The sequence below is a fragment of the Ensifer sp. genome, assembly GCF_035999135.1.
Taxonomy (GTDB): Bacteria; Pseudomonadota; Alphaproteobacteria; order Rhizobiales; family Rhizobiaceae; genus Ensifer.
Genome location: NZ_DASYGZ010000148.1, coordinates 50,102 through 66,743, shown reverse-complemented (window position 1 = coordinate 66,743; position 16,642 = coordinate 50,102). Strand labels below are relative to the sequence as shown.

Below are 16,642 nucleotides of genomic sequence, written 5' to 3'. Positions count from 1 at the left end.
CTCTCTTCGCGCCGCTTTGGCCGTCCCGGCCTCAGTAACCGCGCGCAGCGCCCGCGCCGATGCGGCTATCGACGGCGCCGTTGTAGCGAGCGCCGCCACCGCGCTCGATGTCGGAAAGGCTCTCACCGCCGACGAGAATGCCGGCCGCCTGCCCCCAGATCGACCAGCTTTCATCGATCTGAACGTCGTGTCCCATCGCTGCCAGCAGCTTGCGGGTGTCGGGCGACAGCGCATAGGGCTCCATGAACACCTTGTCCGGTAGCCACTGGTGGTGGATGCGCGGCGCGTCGACCGCCTCCTGGATGTTCATGCCGTGGTCGATGACGTTGAGGATCGCTTCAAGCGTGATGGTGATGATGCGCGCGCCGCCCGGGCTACCGATCACCATGAAGGGTTTGCCGTCCTTAGAGATGATCGTCGGGCTCATCGACGACAGCGGCGTCTTGCCGGGCGCAATCGCATTGGCCTCGCCCTGGATCAGCCCGTAAAGGTTTGGCACGCCCGGCTTGGAGGTGAAGTCGTCCATCTCGTTGTTGAGCAGGATGCCGGTGCCCGGCGCGACCACGCCGGCGCCGAAGGAACCGTTCAGCGTATAGGTGACGGCGACCGCGTTGCCCTCGTCGTCGATGATCGAGTAATGCGTCGTCTCCTTGCTTTCGCCGAAGCCCTTGGGGATCAGCGCCTGCGAGACGCCGGCGCGGAACGGATCGATCTTGCCGCGGATTTCCGCCGCATAGGCCTTGTCGGTGAGCTTTGCGACCGGATTCTCGACGAAATCCGGATCGCCGAGCGAGGTGTTCCGGTCGACATAGGCATGGCGCATCGCCTCGACCATCACATGCACCGTGTCGGCGGAACCGTATCCCATGTAGGCGATCGGATAACCCTCGAGCACGTTGAGGATCTCGCAGATGATTACGCCGCCCGACGACGGCGGCGGAGAGGAGACGATGTCATAGCCGCGGTAGTTGCACTTGACCGGCTCCAGCTCGCGCACGGCATAACGCTCGAAATCGGCTTTCGCCAGGATGCCACCCTTCTCGGCGCTCGCCTTGACGATCTGGTCGGCGATTGCGCCCTTGTAGAAGGCGTCCGTGCCTTTTTCGGCTATGCTTGAAAGCGACTTCGCAAGATCGGCCTGGACGAGCTTTTCGCCGACGGCGAAGGGCTTGCCGTCTTTCAGAAAGATCGCGGCCGCGGCCGGATCCTTGGCGAGCCGGTCGGTCTCGCCGTCGAACGAGTCGATGTCGCCCTGCTCCAGCACGAAGCCGTCCCTGGCAAGCGCGATCGCCGGGGCGATCAGTTCGGCGAGCGGCTTGGTGCCGTAGCGGCTGCGTGCTGTTTCAAAACCCATCACCGGACCGGGCACGCCGACCGCCCGATAACCTTCGGTGCTCAGGCCGTCGACGACGTTGCCCTTGTCGTCGAGATACATGGTCTTGGTCGCACCTTGAGGCGCCCTTTCCCGGAAGTCGAGGAAGGTGGTCTTGCCGTCCTTGAAGCGGATGGTCATGAAGCCGCCGCCGCCGATATTGCCGGCGGTCGGATAGGTGACGGCGAGCGCGTAGCCGACGGCGACCGCGGCATCCACGGCGTTCCCGCCGTTTTTCAGGACGGCAACCCCGATATCGGACGCCAGGTGCTGGGCCGTCACCACCATGCCGTGCTCGGCCTTCACCGGCTCCGGCGAGGCGGCATAGGCCGACCAGGAGGCCAGGCTCGAAGCGACGAGCAGCGTCATCGACAGGGTCTTCAAGCGGGAACTCGGCATGCGTCTCTCCCTCGCAGGCTCGCGATGCCTTGGCAAACTCGCGAACGCCGCAGCTTTGCCGCGTCGAGCACGGCGGCAACGATCGTTCGGGAGGGCGGGCACCAGAAGTGGGCGGCTATGAAGTGAAGGGAGTATAGCCACGCCCGACCGGCAATGGCAATTCACGTGTGCTCTTCAATCACCGGGGGAAGCGCCCCACTGCGGACGATCCGCATTGGGCGGTTCCTCAGGCGGCGTCCGCAAGGATCAGATCGGCCCCCTTCTCGGCCACCATCATCGTGGGCGCATTGATGTTGCCGGCGGTGATGTTGGGGAAGATCGAGGCGTCGATGACGCGCAGGCCGGGAACGCCATGCACGCGCAGGCGACTGTCGACAACGGAAACCGTCTCGTCCGGTCCCATCGCGCAGGTACCGCAGAGATGGTAGATCGACCCGGAATTTTCACGGAAATAGTCCATCAGCGCTTCGTCGCTTTGAACCAGAGGCGCCGGTGAAATCTCTTCGGCCGTCAGCGACGACAGCGCCGTGCCCGACGCGATCCGCCGCACCAGCCGGCTTCCCTGCAGGACTTCGTCGATATCGCGGTCGGTCGTCAGATAGTTCGGCCGGATCAGCGGTTTTTGCGCCGCGTCAGGCGATGCGATCGAAACGCTGCCGCGGCTCGTCGGCCGGCAGGAATTGAAGCAGATCAGATAGCCAGGATAGGGCTCGGGCTTCAACCCGGCCTTCGGATCCTTGGGGATGCGATAGGAGAGCGGGTTGAAATAGAGCTGGATGTTCGGCCGCTCCTCGTCAGGCCGTCCGCGGAAGAACCCGCCCGCCTGGTTGACGCTCATCGAAAACGGACCCTTGCCGGTCAGGAGATATTGCAGACCGAGCCGCATCTGGCCGAAGAGGCTGCCGAACTCGTCGTTGAGGGTCGGGATGGTGGCGCGGTAGTAGAAGCTCGCGCAGAGATGATCCTGCAGGTTCTGGCCGACCGCTGGCAGATGCCGGCGCGTCTCGACACCGAGCCCTGACAGCGCCTTGCCGTCGCCGATGCCCGAGACCTGCAGCAGCTGCGGACTGCCAACGGCACCGGCAGCAAGGATGACTTCGCGTCCCGCCGTGAAACGTCGCCGCACGCCGTTCTGGACGACATCGACACCGGTCACGCGCCCGTCATCGGCAAACACCAGCTTCTCGGCCTGGGCGTAGCGCTCGATCGTCAGGTTGGGCCGCCTGAGCGCGGGCCGAAGATACTCGGCGCTCGAATGGGAGCGACGGCCGTTGTTGGTGTTGACGTCGTAGACGCCGGCGCCCTCGATCGACGCGCCGTTGAAATCCTCGTTCAAAGGCAGCTGCAGCGAACCGCAGCTCTCAAGAAACGCATCCGTGATCGGGTGCGTCATGCCGCGCATCGGCGTGATATGGATCGGTCCATCGCCACCGTGCCATTCGGACGTGCCGCGCGCGTGGGTTTCCAGCCGGCGGAAGTAGGGCAGAACGTCGTCATAACCCCAGCCGGAATTGCCGGCTGCTTTCCAGTCCTCGAAATCGTCGCGCGCACCGCGCACATAGATCATCGCATTGATCGAGCCCGAGCCGCCCTGCACCTTGCCGCGCGGCACGTAGATGCTGCGATCCTGAAGTGCTGCCTCCGGCTCGCTCGAATACATCCAGTTGACCTCAGGATTGTAATAGCTGCGGGCATAGCCGACCGGGATCTTGAACCAGAAGGAATTGTCGTTGCCGCCCGCCTCGAGCAACAGCACGCGGTGGCGGCCGCTTTCGCTGAGCCGGCTCGCCAGGATGCAGCCGGCCGAGCCGGCGCCGACGATGATGTAATCGTAGGTCATCTCGTGTCCCATTGTCGGAAACTACCCGCGTGCCGGCGCAAAGGCCTTCACGTCGGCCGGCCGGCTGTCCATCTGCAGGTGAAGACGTTCGCCGGTGTAGGGCGTGTGCTTCTCGACGACGTCCATATTGAGCTCGATGCCAAGGCCGGGCTCACGCGACGGAATGATGTAGCCGTCCTCGACCACGAGCTTGGTCTTCAGCACATCCGCATGGAAACCGGAGAAGTCGAGGATCGCTTCGTGGATGAGGAAGTTCGGCGTGGCTGCCGAAAGCTGGATGCTGGCAGCAGCGCCCACAGGACCGTTGTAGAGATGCGGCGCGATCTGGGCGTAGTAGGCCTCGGCCATGCCGGCGATCTTCTTCGCCTCGAGCAGCCCGCCGACGCGGGCCACGTTCATCTGCAGGATCGACGCGGCCTTCAGTTCGAGGATGCGCTGGAACTCGTATTTGGTCGTCAGCCGCTCGCCGGTCGAAACCGGAATGGAGGTTGCGCGCGCCACCTCGGCCATGGCCGCCTCCTGTCCCGGGGGAACCGGCTCCTCGAACCAGAGCGGGTCGTATTTTTCCAGGCGACGTGCGAGCCGGATCGCCGAGGACGGAACCATCTGACCGTGGGTGCCGAAGAGCAGGTCGGCGCTGCTCCCGACCGCATCGCGGATCTTGCGGCAGAATTCCTCGCAGCGATCCATGACGCCGAGTGAAAGCTGATGGCCGGAATAGTTGGTGTACGGACCGGCAGGGTCGAACTTGACCGCAGAAAAGCCCATCTCGACCATTTCGACCGCGCATTCGGCGGCGAGATCCGGGTCGTTGAAATCGAATTCGCCGACGGCATTCTTCGGGTAGAGATAGGTATAGGCCCGCAGCCTCTCGTGCACGGTCCCGCCGAGAAGGTCGGCGACCGGCCGGCCGGCCGCCTTGCCGATGATGTCCCAGCAGGCGATCTCCAGGCCCGAGACGATGCCCATCATCGTCGGGTCCGGACGCTGGGTGAAGCCGCTCGAATAGGCCGAGCGCCAGAAGCGCTCGATCTGGTGCGGGTCATGCCCGAGCAGGTGCCGCTCGAACACGTCCTCGATCAGCGAGGTCATGGCGCTCGGATGGAACGAGGTCGCATAGATCTCGCCGATGCCCTCGATGCCGCAGGCTGTCGTGAGGCGGACGAAGATCCAGTACATGCCGCCCACATGCGGCGGCGGGACGGCGACGGCGTAGGTGTTGAGAGACGCGATCTTCATTCGTGTCATGCCTTTTTCTTGAGGCGGGCCATCAGCACCAGGGTGGCGATGGCGCCGAGGACGCAGACGATGGCGATGTAGCCGAAATAGAACTGATAGCCGGTGATGCCCGGATAGGTGTCCGAGAGGTACCCGTTGACCAGCGGCAGGTAGGTGTCGGGCGCGTATCCGACCAGCGAGATGATGCCGATGGCAAGGCCGGTGATGTTGGCCGGCACATGGCAATCATCAAGGATCGCCCAGTAGAGACCGCGGATCGTGTAGGTGATGAGGCCGACGACGAGCACCAGCCCGACGAAGAGGATCGTGGAGCCCATCCCCGGCAGGGCGATCATCGCGACAAGGCTGGCAGCCGCCACGATGAAGCTCGCGAGCAGGATGCCGGTCTTGCCGTAGCGATCGCCGAGCAGGCCACCACCGATACCGCCGACCGGGCGCAGCCAGAGCTTGATCGTGACGATCAGGCCGGCCATGGCCGCGGAGATCCCGAAACCGCCTTCCTGCAGATAGGCCGAGAAGCTGTAGGTCGCGAGAAAGACGTGGTAGCCGCAGAAGATGATGGCAGCGACGAGCCAAAGTTCCGGAATGCGAAGCAGCGTCCTGATATTGGCGAGCAGATTGCCCTCTCGCTTGCGGGCAGTCCTGTCCACCGCGACCGGCTGCGACACGGCGAAGTAGGCGACGCCGACGACGATGCAGAAGATGGCGTAGAGCAGCACGACGTCGCGGAAGCCGGTGGCAAGCCCTGCCCCGCGCGTTTCCGTCGTGAAGACGAAGAGCGCGATGGCGACGCTTGCAAGCAGAGCTTCGACGAGGCCCCGGCCGCCGTCGAGAATACCGAAGAAGCGTCCCTGTTCGTTGGCGCCGGCAATCAGGTTGACCTGCTTCAGCGTTGCCGCCCAGAACGTCAGCCCTGTCGTGACCCCGAAACCGCAATAGATGACGAGAAGGGCGGAGTAACCGGGCAACGTCGCGTACCAGAGGCCGAGCAGACCCGTGCCGACCATCGATATCAGGATCAGGAAACGCGGCTGGACGCGGTCGGCAAGCCATCCGCTCGGCAGGTAGCCGACGAGGAAACTGGTGCCGAGGATGGAGTAGAGAACCCCGAGCTCGGTGTTCGAAAGCTTCAGCACCTCCAGCATCGTCGTCTGGTAGGACTGGCGCAGATAGAGGATCGGATAGATCGCGCCGGCCGCGATCACGATCAGCGCCAGCTGCAGATAGCGGCTGCGCGCAGGCACGGCTGGCGCTGCCGTTTCGGATTCCATCGTCAGGCTCATGGGCAGTCTCCTCCCCGGCCGACGGCGAGAGCGATGCCACCGGCCCGGTATTGATGTGTTGGTGTCAGAGCAATTCCTGCCTTCGCTCGAGATTGCTCAATTCAAAGATCTAGTGTTTCAGGACGACAAGGCGTGTCTGGGTGAATTCGAGCATGCCATGCTTGCCGTCGTCGCCGCCGAGGCCCGAACGTTTCCAGCCGGCATGGAAGCCCTGGTAGGGATCGGCCGGGAAGCGGTTGACGTAAAGTTCGCCCGCCTCGATCGCGTCGCTGGCGCGCATGACGGTGCGGTAGTTCTCGGTAAAGAGCACCGAGCTCAGACCGAACTGATGGTCGCTCGCCTTTGCCAGGGCCTCTTCGAAGGTTGCGTAGGAAAGGACCGCGAGCACCGGGCCGAAGACCTCCTCGCGAACGATCTCCATGTCCTGACGACAGCCGGAGATCAGCGTCGGCGGATAGAAGTAGCCGGGACCGTCAGGCAGATAGCCACCGGCTTCGACGACGCCGCCTTCGGCTTTCGCCTGCTCGACCATGTCGTGCACGCGCTTTTGTGCCGCGGCGTTGGCAAGCGGGCCCATGCGGTCAGCGTCTTCAGCGCGGTTGCCGAAGGTGCGGGCGGCAAAGCCTTCGCGCAGCTTGGCAAGCAGCCGGTCGTGCACGCTCTCGTGAACATACAGCCGTTCGGCGCTGGTGCAGACCTGGCCGCAATGGGTGGTCTTGGCCGCGAGGATCATTCGGGCGACGGCGTCGAGATCGGCATCCGGCTCGACGATGACAGGCGTCTTGCCGCCAAGCTCAAGCGAGGGCTTGGCGATATTTTCCTTGCAATAGTCGAGCACGATCCGGCCGGCCGAAACGCTGCCCGTCAGCGTGATCATGCCGACACCAGGATGGGTGCAGAGCGTCCTTGCAACGTCGTGCGACATGGTCAGGATGTTGACGAGGCCCTCGGGCAGGCCGGCTTCGACGATCGTTTCGGCAACGGCGAAGGCCGAAGTCGGCGTGTTGTTGCTCGGGCGGACGACGACGGCATTTCCTGCGATCAGCGCCGGGGCGATTTTCCGGAACAGCGTGTAGATCGGGTAGTTGAACGGGATCAGGCAGGCGGCAACGCCGATCGGCGCGCGCTTCAGCAGCAGCGTCTCGCCGGGATTGTCGCTCTCGATCACTTCGCCTTCGATCCGGCGCGCCCATTCGGCGTGGTAACGCATTACTTCGGCGCCGTAGATCGTTTCTGCCGTTGCGTCGGCAAGGCTCTTGCCCGATTCCAGCGCCAGGACCGCACCGATGCGCTCGGCCCTGTTTTCCAGCACCGCCGCCAGCCGGCGCAGGGCATCGCCGCGCTGAATGGCGGGCAACGCCGCCCAGGCGCGCTGCGCCTTCACCGCGGCCTCGACCGCCGCCTTGGCCTCGTCGCCGGTTGCCGCCGGAACGGACGTGAACACCGCACCGGTCGCCGGATTGCGAACGTCGATCACGGCCGCAGACGTGGCTTCGATAAAGCGGCCGCCGGAGAAATTGCGATAGGGGCTCATGGCATCTCGGATGTTCTTGCCGCAATCCATGCACCGATGGTGGCGCGGGAGGCGGACTAGCCGGGAGAGAGCATCACGAGCGACGACCGGGCCTCTCTCCCACGACCGGTATCGTCATGAAAGTGATGCGACGATGCGCAAAAGCGCACAAGCGAGTAATTTTCAGTGAGAGCATTCGCAAAAGGAATGCTCGGCTCAGCCGACGTGGTCGGCCGCGACTTCCGAAAGCAGCCAGGCGCGAAACGAATCCACTTTTCCATCGCCCGCAGCCTGCGGTCGGGTGACGAACCAATAGGATTCGTGCCCCTCGACCTCGACGTCGAAGAGCTGGAGCAATTGGCCCGACTGCAGCTGGTTGCGCACCATCGAGCGGTCGGCGACGGTGACGCCCAGTCCCGCGCAGGCCGCCTCGATCGCCAGATCGAGCAGGTCGAATTCCAACCCGCCGCGGGTATCGACATCCTGAAATCCGGCCGCGTCCAACCAGTGGCGCCAGGTCAGATATCGCCGGTCGGGTGAAGCGAGGACATGCAGGAAGGTGAAGCGCTGGAGGTCGGACGGGCCCTCGACCCTTGTCCCCTCCAGCAACGAGGGTGCGCAGACGGCGACGTGCCGCTCGGTCATCAGGATGCTGGCGTCCAGCATCGGCCACTCGCCATCGCCAAACCGGATCGCGCAGTCGAGAAGCCCGCGTTCGGCCAGCGTATCGGAGGCTTCAGTGCTGAGGCTGATGTCGACATCGGGCAATGCCTCGCGCAACCGGGCAAGGCGCGGCAGCAGCCAGCGCTTGGCAAAGGTCGGGGGCACGTTGATCCGCAGGCGGTTCTGGTTGCTTTTCTCGGTGATGCTGCGCAGCGACACCTCGATGTTGTGAAACGCTTCCTGGATGGTCGCCAGCAGTTCGGCGCCCGCCGGCGTCAGTTCGAGATGATGGTGGCGGCGAATGAGCAGGTCCTCGCCAAGCTCGTCCTCGAGGTTGCGCACCTGCCGGCTGACGGCGCTTTGCGTGAGGTTCAAGCGCTCGGCCGCGCGTGTAAAACTGCGGGTCTGGCCGACCACCTCGAAGACCTTCATCGCCGACAATCCAGGAAGTCTTCGCATCGATATCTTGGCCTCGGGAAGCACTACGCACAGGTCCGCGGCCGTGGTCGCGGGATCGATGCGCACTCTTGCGTGCCGCGCGCAAACGTACAAGCGCGAAAATCCACATCGCATGCGGCTGACCACAGGTCGGCGATCTGCAAACGACAAACGGCGGCTTGCGCCGCCGTTCACCGATCCAGGCCATCGCCCGGCCAAGTCCGGGCGAAAACTGGAAACTCTCTCGCACTCACTCGGCGGCATAAAAGCCGTAGAGCACCGGCATCAGCCCGACCAGCGCCGCGAACCTCTCGAACGACTTGCGATCCGGCCGGGTCCAGCCGGTTTCGGCAAGCGCCGACAGCCGCGGGAAGACGAGGCGATCGAAGACGGCGCGATCGGTCATCGGCTCGGACCAGATGCAGCACTGCACGCCGAGCAGATGCTTCTTCTGCGCGTCCGTCCAGCCTTCAACGGGGTCGAAGGTGTAGAGCTTTTCCGGGTCCGACCAGCCGGCCCAGCTGCCGCCCGGCTCCGACCAGGCCGGGCTGTTGGCCATGTCGAGATAGTAGACCTGGCCGGGGCAGACGACGATGTCGTAGCCTTCCTCGGCAAGCGCCGCCGAGGCCTCGACCGTGCGCCAGCCGAACAGCAGAGACTTTTTCTTGTCGATGACATTGCCGTGGGCCGCCTCCTGCCAGCCGCCGGTGACGCAATCGCGGCTGGCGAGGAACGCCTGGATGCGCGCGAGGAATTCGCCCTGGAGTACAGCCGCACCCGAGCCGTCGATCTCGTCGGCGCCATGGGTGTTGGTAACGACGTTCAGGCGCTTGGCGTGGGTCTCCGCCACCTCCTCACCGGCAACGGCGCGAAGGCGCGTGAGCGCCTCGGGCGACCCCGACCAGGCACCGAGCGGGACCTCGTCGGCGCCGACATGGATCGCCCGCATCGGGAAGAGTTCGATCAGCTCGTCGAAGATGGTCTCCAGCACGCGGTAGGTTTCTTCCCGCGCCGGGTTGAGGCAATTGTCCGGGAAACCCTGGACCGAGAAGTAGCTGCCCTGCTCTTCAGGGTCGCGCAGTTCCGGGATCGCCTGCAGCATCGCATAGGAGTGTCCGGGGATATCGATCTCCGGCATCACTTCGATGCCGAGGCTTGCGGCCAGCGCCACGATCTGCCGGATCGCCGCCTTGGTGTAGTAGCCGCCGGTCGGCTCAGGACCGGAACCGAGCAGCGGCGGGATCTTGCGGCCGTGACCGCGCCAGGCGCCGACTTCCGTCAGCGCCGGATAGGCGTCGATCTCGACGCGCCAGGCCTCGTCGTCGGTGAGGTGCCAATGGAAGCGGTTGAGCTTGTTCCAGGCCATCAGTTGCAAGAAGCGCTCGACTTCCGCCGTGCTGTAGAACTGTCGCGCCACATCGAGATGGGTGCCGCGCCAGGACAGCGCCGGCTCATCCCTGATTTCGCCGCCCGTCGGAAACACGAAGGTGCCCGGATGAAGCCGCGCGCCACGCAGGACCTGCCCGAGCGTGATCAGGCCGTAAAGCATGCCCGTCTCCGAGCTGCCGGAAACGGCGACGCCGGCGGGCGAAAAGCGGATCACGTAGGCTTCAGGGCCGAGATCGGCCGCCTTCGACAGCGATACCGGGAAACCGCCTTCTGCCGCCGGGCGGACGACGCCTTCGACCGGAAACAGGCTTGCGGCGAGATCGGCGAAGGCCTTTCCGGCACGCGCCGCCTCTTCTCCCTCCGGCTTCACGTCGAGACCGGGAGGCGCCAGCATATGGCCGGAGACCGAGACCGCCTGCGGCCACGGCACGATCGACACGGGCACCGGCGCAACCTTCGGCACCGGGTAGACGGCAGCGCCCCGCTTCAGCTCGGCGTTGTCGCCATGGGCGCGTGCGGCATGTACGGAGACCGGCGCCATCGTGCCGTCGACAAGCACCAGGAAGGCGGCATTGGCGCCATCGGTCCAGTGGCGCGGCTCGTAGCTCATGCCGTGCGCCTTGAGCGTCCAGGTCGCTCCGGGCTCCAGCTCAAGGTCCGCAGGTGCTGCAAACTCCGCATAGTTCGACAATCGGACCAGAAGCTGTCCACCCTCGATCTCGGCGGCAGGATCGATGCGCGCCGGACCGGAGACGCCAAGGCGAAAACCCTTGAGCAGCCGGTTCGAATTGTTGGTCAGCGTCAACGCGTAGACGGACTTGTCGGCGGTGCCGACCGGGACCCAAAGGGTCTCGAGCAGAAATTCAGATTTGGCGGCAAACGTCATCAAACGGCTCCATGAAAAATAAACTCTTTGCGACGGCCGAATGGCCGGCGAATGTTCTTGAGGGATGGCTGTCCTCGGTTCACATAGCTCCCGTCGGGGCTTGGCCAAGGGTGCGGACGAAATGGTTTTCGGCAACCGTCTCCACTGCGTCCGATGCAGGGCGGCTCGCGCGCCGCACCTCGTCGGCATGCGCAAGGAAGCGGGCGCTTTGCCCCGGCACGAACGGGCGGTCGGGGTCCGGCACGGCCGAAAGCAAAAGCTGGGTGTAGGGATGGCGCGGATTGCCGATCACGGCTTCGGTTTCGCCCCACTCCACCATCTGGCCCGCAAACATCACCACGATCTCCTCGGCGATGTGCGCAGCGGTCGCGATGTCATGGGTGATATAGAGCATGGCGAGGTTCCGCTCGCGCTTGATGCGCGCAAGAAGCTCCAGGATATCGAGCCTGATCGACACATCAAGCATCGACGTCGGCTCATCGGCGACGAGTACATCCGGTCCGACGGCAAGCGCGCGGGCGATGTTGACGCGCTGGCGCTGCCCGCCCGAGAGCTCATGCGGGAATTTCCGCGCTGTCACATCAGCATCGAGCCCGACATCGGCGAGCAGACGCGCGACCGCGGCTTTCGCCTCGCCGGCGTTGCGGGCATGGCCGTGCAACAACAGTGGCCGCGCAAGGTGGTGATAGATGGAAAACACCGGGTTGAGCGAGGCGAACGGGTCCTGGAACACCATCTGGATAGCGCGCCGACGCTCATTCTCCGCTGCACGATTGCCAGTTTCGGCGAGATCGATGCCGCGAAACTGCATCGTGCCGGCGCTTGGCGCGTCAAGCCGCGCGACAATGCGGGCGCAGGTCGTCTTGCCGCAGCCGGACTCGCCGACCAGCGCCAGGGCCCGCCCGGGTTTCAGCGACAGGGATACCCCCCTCAGCGCCTCGACGGCGCCGAACGTACGCCGGATGTCCTTGAGGCGGACAATCGCGTCTTGCTGATCAGGCACGGTCGACAATGGCATCACGTTCATTCGACGACCCCCAGGCTGCGGACGGAGTGCGGCAGTTGCGGGATCGCGCCCCAGAGTTTTCGCGTGTAGTCGTGCTTCGGCGCGCGGCTGATCTGACGGGTGTCGCCGACTTCGACCAGCTGCCCTTTCAGCATAACACCGATGCGGTGGCAGAGCTGCGCCATCAGGTGCAGGTCATGGGTGATGAACAGGACGGAAAAGCCGAGGCTTCGCTGCAGGTCAACCAGCTGCTCCAGGATCTCCCGCTGCACCACCACATCGAGCGCCGTCGTCGGCTCGTCCATGATGATCAGCTCCGGCTTCAGCGCCAGGCAGATCGCAATGACGATGCGCTGTCGCATACCGCCACTGAACTGGTGCGGATAGTCATCGAGGCGCGTGGCGGGAATACCGACAAGCCGGAACATCTCCTCGGCCCGCGCGCGAGCCTGCGGCCTGGTCGCGCCGGTGTGCTTGCGCAGCACGTCGAAGAACTGCGCCTCAACCCGCATCAGCGGGTTCAGCGAGTTCATGGCGCTCTGGAAGACCATGCCGATCCGCCGCCAGCGGACATCCTGAAGGGCCGCCTCCGGCATCTTCAGAAGATCCTGGCCATCCAGCAGGATTTCGCCACCGGCGACCCAGGCGGGCGCCTTCGACAGCCGGGTGATCGCATAGGCAATGGTGCTCTTGCCGCAGCCGGACTCGCCGGCAAGCCCGAAGAGTTCGCCGCGCTTCACGTCGAACGAGACGTCGTTGACGGCGCGGAAGGCACCCTGGTCGAGCAGATAGTCGACATTGAGATTGCGGATCTGAAGCAGCGGATCGCTCATCGGGCGGCCTCCAGTTGCCGGCGGCGCAGACGCGTGAGCCGCAGCCAGCGGCTGAGCGCCGGGCCGGATCGAAGCTGCGGATTGGCAATTTCGTCAAAGGTGAAGTTGACGAGCGCGAGACCAAGGCCGACAAGCGCGATGCCTGCGGCCGGAACGGCGATGTCCCACCAGGCGCCGACGATGATCGCCGAGGAATTCTGGGCGTTGTAGAGCATGGTGCCCCAGGTCACCCTGAGCGGATCGCCGAAGCCGAGATATTCAAGCGTCGTCTGGGCGACGATCGCATAGATGATGCTGCCGACGACGTTGATGCCGATCAGCGGCACCAGATTGGGCAGGATCTCCACAAAGATCACCCGCCAGTGCGGCTCGCCGACCATGCGCGCCGCCACCACGAATTCGCGCTGCCTGAGCGCCATGGTCTGCGACCGCGTCATGCGCGCACCCCAGGGCCAGGAGGTAAGCGCGATGATCGCCATGATCGCCATCGGCCCGACCGTGCCGGCAAAGGAGGCGAGCAGGATCAACAACGGGATGTTGGGAATGACCAGCACCGCATTTGTCGCGAGATCCAGTGTCGCGTCGGTGCGCCCGCCGAAATAGCCGGCGACGAGGCCGACGATCGTGCCAAGCGCGGTGATGGCAAGGCCGGTGGCAAAGCCGACGGCTAGCGACGGCCGCGCGCCCCAGACGAATTGCGAAAAGACGTCGCGCCCCATCTTCGTCGTGCCGAAATAGTGCTCGACGGTCGGCGGCTGGTGCGAACGGCCGACGCGCTCGCTCGGGTCACCTGGCGCCAGGATCGGCGCGAACAGCGCCATCAGGCAGAGCGTGACAATGATGATGAGACCGGCGACCGCTTTCTTCTGCCGCCAGAACAAGGAAAGGCCCCCATTCATGCCCTACCCTCCCTGATGCGCGGATCGACCACGCCGTAGATCATATCGACCAGCAGATTGGCGCCGAGCGTGGCGATCGTCATCAGGAGCAGCTGCCCCTGGATGACAGGATAATCGCGCGCAACGCTTGCCGTGTAGAGCGTCAGGCCGAGGCCGGGATAGTTGAAAACGATCTCGGTGACGATCGAACCGCCGAAGACAGCGCCCAGCATCAGCGCGAGGTTGGTCAGGACCGGCAGCATGGCATTGCGCGCCGCATAACCGAACATGACCGCCGTTTCCGAAAGACCCTTAGCGCGGCCCATGGTGACGTAATCCTCGCCAAGCACGGAAATCATACTGGAGCGCATCGTCGTCTGGAACTCGCCGATGAGATAGGGCGACAGCGTCAGCACCGGCATGACCGCATGCAGGAAGACGCTGCCGAAAAAGGTGAAGTTCAGCCCCGGATCGAGGCTGGGATCATAGGCGTAGCCGACCGGCAGCAGCCGGAGCGTCACCCCGAAGGTGAACAGCGTCGCAAGGGCGATGATCACCGGCGGCACCGCGATCAGGACGACGGAGAACGGCGAAACGAAGCTGTCGAAGCGGCCGCCGCGGCGCCAGGCGGAAACAGCACCGAGCAGCACGCCGATCGAGAGCGAGAAGATGATGGCCGTGACGACAAGGAACGCGGTCCACCCGGCCGAGCGGCCGAGAACCTCGACCACGGTCTGCGGATAGTATTTGACCGAGACGCCGAGATCGAAATGGGCGAGCCCGACGACGTAGTCGACGAACTGCCGCCAGATCGGCTGTTCGATCGCGCCGAAGCGCGCCTTGATCGCCTCGATGGCCGCGGGCGTTGCCCGCGGCCCGAGTTGGGCGATCATGCTGTCGACGGGGCTTCCCGGCATCATCCGGGGAACCGCGAAGTTCATGACGATCGCGAAGAGGAACGCCACGCAATAGACGGCAAGCCGTCGACGGGAAAGTCGCATCTCTGAAGCCCGCTGTCGCTTATTGCACGGGCTTCAGGCGGAGCAGGTGCACCAGCCGCATCCGGTTGTTGTCGTGATCCTCCGGGTTCATGACCGGCTCGTCCTTGGTGACCCAGCCTGTGAAGCGCTTGGTCGAGAACTGGTACCAGGTCGGGCCGTTGAAGACAGGCACGACGGGCAGGTTGTCAGCGACGATCAACTGCACCTTATCGAACAGCGTCTTGCGCTCCTCGTCTGTCGTCGCGCGTCGGTAGGCGTCGAAAGCCTTGTCGAGTTCGGGGTTCGAATAGCGCGACGGTGCGCTGGTGATGCGGCCGCCAAAGGCTGTCGACAGCGACTGGAAGTAGCCGCGGAACGGTGTCGGCCCGTCGGCCCGCGAATTCATCACCGCCTCGAAGCTGCCATCAAGAATCTGCTTTTGCCACTGCTCGTATTCGGGCGTAGCGACCGAGGCATTGACGCCGATCTTGCGCAGGCCCTCGGTTGCGATCTGCACGGCGTCGATCCAGTCGGTCCAACCGTTCGGGACGATGATCGGGAATGCGATCGGCTTGCCGCTCGGGGTGGTGCGGAAGCCATCGCCGTCCTTCTTGTAGCCGGCGTCGTCCAGCAGCTTGTTGGCCTTGTCGATGTTATAGGCCATCCACTCGTCCTGGGCACCCTCAGCCGCCTTGTTGCGCCAGCTGTCGAAGCGCGGCGGCAGGCCGCTTGCATGGGTGTTGACGACGGGGTAGCCGAAGCCGGCGATATCGACCATCGACGTGCGGTCCATCGCCAGGCTGAAGGCGCGGCGGAAGGTCATGTCGTTGAACGCCTCGGCGTTGCCGGCGTTCGACGACTTGAGGTTCATCTGGAACGACACGGTTTCCGCCGGCGGCTGCCAGTAGCCGTTGTGCTCAGCGTCAAGGCCGACATAGGTCTTGTCGATCTGCGGCAGGAACGAGCCGAACCAGTCGATCGAGCCCTCGGGCAACAGCGCCAGCATCTGGTCGTTGCCGGAGATCTGCGGCAGCTTCAGGCAATCGACCTTGAGCGAGGCGGCGTCCCAGTAATTGGGATTGCGGCACTGTTCGTAGACCTGCGGGGTAAAGCGGCGGATTTCGGTCATCGGACCGGAGCCGACGGGCGTCTCGTTCTTGAAGGCGAGCGGATCCTTCACATCCTTCCAGATGTGCTCGGGCACGACGGGAAAATCGGCCAGAGATTCCGGGAAGTGCGTATCGACGTCCTTGAGATTGATCTTCACTTCCGTCGGCGACGGCGCCTCCACCGAGGCGACCGTTTCGCCGACGCCGACGGTATCGACGGCCGGGTTCTTCAACATCATCTCGAGCGTGAACTTCATGTCGGCCGAGGTCAGCGGCTTGCCGTCGGACCACTTCACGCCGTCGCGCAGCGTATAGGTGATCGACTTCAGGTCGTCGGCAAACTTGTAGGCGGTCGCCAGCCGCCACACTGGTTTTCCGCCGTCGTAGTCATTGAAGATCACCAGCGGCTCATAGACGAAATCCATGGTGCTCTGGCGACGTCCACCAAGGTCGAACGGGTTGAAATTCTGCACCCAGCTCGTCTGTTCCTCGATGTGCATGGTGAGAACGGATTCGGCGCGAGCCTCAGCGGCGGCCACCATCATCAGTGCCGCAGCGACGGCCCCGAGACGCCATGGCGCCGCCCTCGTTTTTGTTTGTCCGGCTTCCCGAGCCGGACCCGAAAACCGCATTTCCTCGACTGCCGTCATGACGAATTCCCCCTCAGGTTTCGTTGATCGAACTATTAAGTCAAGTAATTTGACTTAACGATAAGTCCGTCAAAGTCGCGCTGTCAATCGGGGTCTTTTCGCCTTGGCTAAAGTTATGGTGGGAAGGGCCGAGTGGTATTTCGAAGTAGAATACCACTTGCCGG

The 16,642-nt window shown here is 64.2% G+C and carries 12 protein-coding genes; all 12 read right to left on the bottom strand.

Annotated elements, in window-relative coordinates; genetic code table 11:
- Positions 1-31: 31 nt before the first annotated feature.
- The 12 genes from ggt to VGO12_RS19605 all read right to left on the bottom strand — a co-directional run bounded on the left by ggt (position 32) and on the right by VGO12_RS19605 (position 16,373).
- Positions 32-1,771 (bottom strand): gamma-glutamyltransferase, encoded by a 1,740-nt coding sequence (gene ggt, locus VGO12_RS19660; RefSeq protein ID WP_327514440.1) that lies wholly within the window; start codon positions 1,769-1,771, stop codon positions 32-34.
- 226 nt (positions 1,772-1,997) lie between these two features.
- Entirely contained in the window at positions 1,998-3,611 is a 1,614-nt protein-coding gene (locus tag VGO12_RS19655) for a GMC family oxidoreductase (RefSeq protein ID WP_327514439.1), read from the bottom strand.
- 21 nt (positions 3,612-3,632) lie between these two features.
- Entirely contained in the window at positions 3,633-4,850 is a 1,218-nt protein-coding gene (locus VGO12_RS19650) for a mandelate racemase/muconate lactonizing enzyme family protein (RefSeq protein ID WP_327514511.1), read from the bottom strand.
- Positions 4,851-4,855: 5 nt separating this feature from the next.
- Positions 4,856-6,133, bottom strand: a complete 1,278-nt coding sequence (locus tag VGO12_RS19645) for an MFS transporter (protein ID WP_327514438.1) — start codon at positions 6,131-6,133, stop codon at positions 4,856-4,858.
- 109 nt (positions 6,134-6,242) lie between these two features.
- Positions 6,243-7,667 carry an aldehyde dehydrogenase gene (gene aldA, locus VGO12_RS19640; protein WP_327514437.1) on the bottom strand — a complete coding sequence of 475 codons (1,425 nt, stop codon included), beginning with the start codon at positions 7,665-7,667 and terminating at the stop codon, positions 6,243-6,245.
- 195 nt (positions 7,668-7,862) lie between these two features.
- Positions 7,863-8,768, bottom strand: coding sequence for a LysR substrate-binding domain-containing protein (locus VGO12_RS19635; RefSeq protein ID WP_327514436.1), 906 nt, complete (start codon positions 8,766-8,768; stop codon positions 7,863-7,865).
- A 229-nt stretch (positions 8,769-8,997) separates the two neighbouring features.
- Positions 8,998-11,022 (bottom strand): beta-N-acetylhexosaminidase, encoded by a 2,025-nt coding sequence (locus tag VGO12_RS19630; protein ID WP_327514435.1) that lies wholly within the window; start codon positions 11,020-11,022, stop codon positions 8,998-9,000.
- A gap of 79 nt (positions 11,023-11,101) precedes the next feature.
- Positions 11,102-12,040, bottom strand: coding sequence for an ABC transporter ATP-binding protein (locus VGO12_RS19625; protein ID WP_327514510.1), 939 nt, complete (start codon positions 12,038-12,040; stop codon positions 11,102-11,104).
- Between the two features lie 5 nt (positions 12,041-12,045).
- On the bottom strand, positions 12,046-12,861 hold the full coding sequence (locus VGO12_RS19620) for an ABC transporter ATP-binding protein (RefSeq protein ID WP_327514434.1): 816 nt from the start codon (positions 12,859-12,861) through the stop codon (positions 12,046-12,048).
- Positions 12,858-13,760 (bottom strand): ABC transporter permease, encoded by a 903-nt coding sequence (locus tag VGO12_RS19615; RefSeq protein ID WP_327514433.1) that lies wholly within the window; start codon positions 13,758-13,760, stop codon positions 12,858-12,860. The genes VGO12_RS19620 and VGO12_RS19615 overlap by 4 nt, the downstream gene beginning before the upstream one ends.
- Positions 13,757-14,740 (bottom strand): ABC transporter permease, encoded by a 984-nt coding sequence (locus VGO12_RS19610; RefSeq protein WP_327514432.1) that lies wholly within the window; start codon positions 14,738-14,740, stop codon positions 13,757-13,759. The genes VGO12_RS19615 and VGO12_RS19610 overlap by 4 nt, the downstream gene beginning before the upstream one ends.
- A 19-nt stretch (positions 14,741-14,759) precedes the next feature.
- On the bottom strand, positions 14,760-16,373 hold the full coding sequence (locus tag VGO12_RS19605) for an ABC transporter substrate-binding protein (RefSeq protein ID WP_327514509.1): 1,614 nt from the start codon (positions 16,371-16,373) through the stop codon (positions 14,760-14,762).
- Positions 16,374-16,642 lie beyond the last annotated feature (269 nt).

Excerpts from the sequence above, each read along its gene's own strand:
- aldA (WP_327514437.1), bottom strand. The coding sequence starts at position 7,667 with ATGAGCCCCTATCGCAATTTCTCCGGCGGCCGCTTTATCGAAGCCACG.
- VGO12_RS19610 (WP_327514432.1), bottom strand. The coding sequence starts at position 14,740 with ATGCGACTTTCCCGTCGACGGCTTGCCGTCTATTGCGTGGCGTTCCTC.
- VGO12_RS19605 (WP_327514509.1), bottom strand. The coding sequence starts at position 16,373 with ATGATGGTGGCCGCCGCTGAGGCTCGCGCCGAATCCGTTCTCACCATG.
- VGO12_RS19655 (WP_327514439.1), bottom strand. The coding sequence starts at position 3,611 with ATGACCTACGATTACATCATCGTCGGCGCCGGCTCGGCCGGCTGCATC.
- VGO12_RS19635 (WP_327514436.1), bottom strand. The coding sequence starts at position 8,768 with ATGCGAAGACTTCCTGGATTGTCGGCGATGAAGGTCTTCGAGGTGGTC.
- VGO12_RS19645 (WP_327514438.1), bottom strand. The coding sequence starts at position 6,133 with ATGAGCCTGACGATGGAATCCGAAACGGCAGCGCCAGCCGTGCCTGCG.
- VGO12_RS19615 (WP_327514433.1), bottom strand. The coding sequence starts at position 13,760 with ATGAATGGGGGCCTTTCCTTGTTCTGGCGGCAGAAGAAAGCGGTCGCC.
- VGO12_RS19620 (WP_327514434.1), bottom strand. The coding sequence starts at position 12,861 with ATGAGCGATCCGCTGCTTCAGATCCGCAATCTCAATGTCGACTATCTG.
- VGO12_RS19650 (WP_327514511.1), bottom strand. The coding sequence starts at position 4,850 with ATGAAGATCGCGTCTCTCAACACCTACGCCGTCGCCGTCCCGCCGCCG.
- VGO12_RS19625 (WP_327514510.1), bottom strand. The coding sequence starts at position 12,040 with ATGCCATTGTCGACCGTGCCTGATCAGCAAGACGCGATTGTCCGCCTC.
- VGO12_RS19630 (WP_327514435.1), bottom strand. The coding sequence starts at position 11,022 with ATGACGTTTGCCGCCAAATCTGAATTTCTGCTCGAGACCCTTTGGGTC.
- ggt (WP_327514440.1), bottom strand. The coding sequence starts at position 1,771 with ATGCCGAGTTCCCGCTTGAAGACCCTGTCGATGACGCTGCTCGTCGCT.